Source organism: Roseomonas sp. KE2513 (genome assembly GCF_016107305.1).
In the GTDB taxonomy this organism is placed as follows: Bacteria; Pseudomonadota; Alphaproteobacteria; order Acetobacterales; family Acetobacteraceae; genus Roseomonas.
The window spans coordinates 1-3,916 of sequence record NZ_RCVR01000105.1 but is presented as its reverse complement, the minus strand read 5'-3'; the positions used below and the strand labels follow the sequence as shown (position 1 = coordinate 3,916).

Below are 3,916 nucleotides of genomic sequence, written 5' to 3'. Positions count from 1 at the left end.
GCTCGCGGGGCTGTTTGGCCTCTATGTCTGGCGCGTGCGCCATGTGCCGCAGGCGGATGAGCTGGAAGAGGAGGAGCCTGGCCCGGCCGCGGCTCTCAAGGCCCTTTCGCCTTCCGGGCAATGGGCCGCCATGGCCGGCCTCGCGCTCGTCGCCTGCGCCGTAATCCTCGCCGCGGCCGAACCCTTTGCCGAGGCCATGGTGGAAGCCGGGCGAGCCATCGGCCTCAACGAGTTCCTCCTGATCCAGTGGCTAGCGCCCCTCGCCAGCGAGGCGCCGGCTGTCTCGGTCGCGGTGCTGTTTGTGCTCTCCGGGCGCGCGGCGAACGGCCTCACGACATTGATCAGTGACAAGATTAACCAGTGGACCCTGCTGGTCGGCATGCTACCGATGGCCATGAGCGTCGGGGCGGGCGCGCTGACCGCGCTACCGCTCGACGCGCGTCAGGGGGAGGAGTTCTTCCTTACGGCCGCCCAGTCCCTTCTCGGCCTCGGACTGCTGCTGCGGCTGCGTCTCGGGCTCTGGTCCGCTCTCGCCCTCGCCGGCCTGTTCGCGGTCCAGGTAGCGCTCGCCTTCCATTACGAGGACGACGAAGCCCGTACGATCGCCTCTCTCACGATGTTGGCTTGGGCCTACCTCGGCATAGCCGCTATCCTCTTCGCCGTGAACGGCGGACGCCTAATTGGCATCCTGCGCATCGCGTTCCTCGGCGCGCCCGCAAGCGCGACTCCCGTTCCGGATCGGGAGGGGTTGCGATGATCGTGGGTTACCCGATCCGCCTCGTTGTCGCGATCCTCCGGCAGGCCCTACCGCCCGCGAGAACTGCGTGAGTGACGATAACGAGCTGCCGGTTACGCTGGTCGTCAACGCCGCCGCCGCTGCGGCGCTGATCCCGCACCGGGCGGGGGACTCGAACGTACGGGTTGTCTGGCTGTTCTCGCGCAATGGCGCGATCGGCAACCTCGCCGTGGTTGTCGCGGTGGGCCTCGTCTGGGGGACCGGCAAGCCCTGGTCCGACCTCGCCGTGGCGGCCGTCGTGGCCGGTCTGCTCCTGCAATCGACTTGGTCCATTCTCCTGTACGTCTCGAGGGACCTGCGCATGGCGGCATCGCCCCGACCATGATGCCCGGCGCGCTGCCCAGTCCGGAACCGGGTCCAGAGGGTGGTCCGATCCGGGTCGCCCTCCGCCTCGCCGACGCCCTGGACGGGGTCACCGCCCTCGTCGCCCGCGGTGCCCGGTGGGCGCTTCTCGCCAATGCCCTTCTCATCACCGCGAACGCGCTGAGCCGCAAGTTCCTCGGCGTCGCTTGGTCCTCAGCCCTCGACCTGCAATGGCACTTCTTCGCCGCCGTCGTGCTGCTGACCGCAGCCTACGCCCTCCAGCGCGACCTGCACGTCCGCATGGACGCCCTCTCCAGCCGTCTGGGCGAGCGCGGACAATCCTGGATCGACCTCCTCGGCATCCTCCTCGTTCTCCTGCCTCTCTGCCTCGCCGCGGTTTGGTCGAGCTATCCGGCATTCGCCCAGGCCTTCGTCGCGGGCGAGACCCGGGCATCGCGCGAGTCCACGAGCACCCTCCCGGCCTGGATCATGAAGGGCTTCATTCCCCTCGGGTTTGGGTTGCTTGCCCTTCAGGGCATTGCGGAGGTCGTGCGCTGCGTCGCGTCCATCGCGGGAATCGGGGTCCGCCCCGATCACCGCCGCCGGCTCCTGTCGGAATAGGCCGGCCGTGTCCGACCTCCTCGCCCCAGCGATGTTCGGCGGCCTCGTCCTCGCCGTGCTCTCCGGCTTCCCCGTGGCATTCGCCCTCGCCGCCGTCGCGGCGACCTTCGGGCTGATCGGGGCGGCCGCAGGCCATTTTGACGTGACCTTCCTCCAGATCATGATTTTGCGGATGGGCGGCGTGTTCGCCAACGACAACCTGCTGGCCGTCCCAATGCTCATCCTCATGGGCATGGTGATGGAGCGGACCGGTATCGCGCAGGATATGTTCGTTGCCCTGAACCGCCTCTTTGGCCGCCTCCCCGGCGGGCTAGCCTACACGACCGTCCTCGTCGGCGCAGTGCTGTCGGCCATCACGGGCTTCGTCTCGGCCTCAGTGGTTGCGCTCGGCCTCATTGCGCTGCCTGTCATGCTGCGGGCGGGCTACGAGCCGCGCCTCGCGAGCGGCGTCGTGACGGCGAGCGCCACGCTCGCCCAGGTGATCCCGCCAAGCCTTGTCCTTATTGTCCTTGCGGAGCAATTGGAGGTGTCGCTCGCGGATATCTACCGCGGCGCGCTCCTGCCGAGCGCAATCCTCGTCGGCGGCTACATGGCCTACGTGTTCCTGTCAGTGCACGGGCGACCAGAACGCGCGCCGCCGGCCGCGCCAGCATCTGGGGAGGAAGGCTCCGCCGTCAGGCCCTGGCTGGACGCGAGCGTGGCCGCAGGAGTGCCCCTCGTCATCGTGCTGACGGTGCTCGCCGCGATCTACCTCGGCATCGCGGCACCGACCGAAGGCGGCGCCATCGGGGTGACCGCGACCCTTCTCTTCGGCCTCGCGCGGCGCAGGCTGACCCTGACGGGACTGCGCCAAGCCATGGAGGTGACCGCCAATCTTACCTCCGGCCTCATCTTCCTCCTGCTCGGGGCCTCGTTCTTCATCCTCGTGTTCCGGGGCCTCGACGGCCAAGCCTGGGTAGATGGGCTCCTCTCGTCCCTTCCTGCCGGAGCGCTGGGGTTCGTGGTCGCGCTGAACCTCCTCGTCTTCTTCCTGGCCTTCTTCATCGAGTTCTTCGAAATCGCTTTTATCGTGCTGCCCCTCGTGGTGCCGGTCGCGCGTCAGCTCGGGATCGACATGGTCTGGCTCACAGTGCTTCTCGCGATCAACCTTCAGACGTCCTTCATGCATCCCCCCCTTGGCCTCGCGATCCTCAACCTCAGGACGGTGGCACCGCCGGCACTCAGCACGATCACCCTCTACCGGGGCGCACTGCCCTTCCTCGGTATCCAGGCGCTCGTGGTCGCGCTCCTCGTCGCGGCGCCGGCAATCGTCCTCAAACGGACGCCGGCTACGGTCGATCCGGCCCAGTCGTTCGAATCACAGCTCCCGCCGCCGCCGCTCCTGATCGAGGAACTCTGATCGCCGTGCGGCCATACCCTCCCACCCGGCCCAGTGTCGCCGCGAGCCCCGCGGACGACGTTCCAAACGGTCTGCTCACGACGCGTTCCCTCGTCACCCTCGCGCGGCGGCCCTGGGCAGTACTTGCTGCGCGCGCGGCTGCCGCCCTAGCCCTCGGGGCGGCCTTGCCGCTCGCGCTCGCGCCGCTCCACCTTCTCCCCGCGCTGTTCCTCGCCTTCGGCGGCCTTCTCCTCCTCCTGGAGCGCACGCCGACCGTCTGGGGCGCCCTGGCCCTCGGCTGGCTCTTCGGCCTCAGTTCCTTCGCCGTGGGCTTGTCCTGGATCACTGAGGCGTTCGCCGTGGATGCGGAGCGGTTCGGCGCGCTTGCCCTCCCCGCGCTGCTCGGCCTCGCCGCCTGCCTGGCCCTCTTTCCGGCGGCGGGTGTCGCCGCGGCGCGAGCCGCCATTCGGGGGGACGAGGCGCGCTGCGGCGGGGCAGGGCTCCTCGCGGCGCTCGCAGCGGGTTGGACGGCGGCCGAGTGGCTCCGCGGCGTGCTGCTGACGGGCTTTCCCTGGAACCTCGTCGGAACGGTCTGGGGCTTTGCGGACGCGCCGCTGCAGGCCGTTTCCGTCATTGGCCCCTACGGCCTCGGCCTCCTCACCGTGGCGGTCGCCGCCGCCCCAGCTCTTGCGCTCGGACGACGTCGGTGGTGGCTGCCCCTCGCGGCCTCGGCGGCGGGGATCGCTCTTCTCTGGGGGTTCGGCCTCCTTCGGCTCGCCGCGCCCCTCCCGTCGGACCTCCTGGACGTCCGGCTGCGA

General features: G+C 69.5%; 4 protein-coding genes and 1 pseudogene. All 5 read left to right on the top strand.

Going from position 1 to position 3,916, the window contains the following annotated elements:
- Window positions 1–757: sodium/calcium exchanger protein (locus D9599_RS30250; protein WP_198385050.1), on the top strand; the 757-nt coding region annotated here is incomplete at its 5' end.
- A 67-nt stretch (window positions 758–824) separates the two neighbouring features.
- The gene (locus tag D9599_RS30245; protein ID WP_232481130.1) at window positions 825–1,121 is read left to right on the top strand and encodes a cation transporter; all 297 of its coding nucleotides are present in this window, start codon (window positions 825–827) and stop codon (window positions 1,119–1,121) included.
- The gene (locus D9599_RS30240) at window positions 1,118–1,720 is read left to right on the top strand and encodes a TRAP transporter small permease subunit (protein ID WP_198385049.1); all 603 of its coding nucleotides are present in this window, start codon (window positions 1,118–1,120) and stop codon (window positions 1,718–1,720) included. Before D9599_RS30245 ends, D9599_RS30240 begins: the two co-directional genes overlap by 4 nt.
- 7 nt (window positions 1,721–1,727) lie before the next feature.
- Window positions 1,728–3,119, top strand: a complete 1,392-nt coding sequence (locus D9599_RS30235) for a TRAP transporter large permease subunit (protein ID WP_198385048.1) — start codon at window positions 1,728–1,730, stop codon at window positions 3,117–3,119.
- Between the two features lie 5 nt (window positions 3,120–3,124).
- Window positions 3,125–3,916: pseudogene (locus D9599_RS30230) on the top strand (hypothetical protein); the annotation flags it as partial.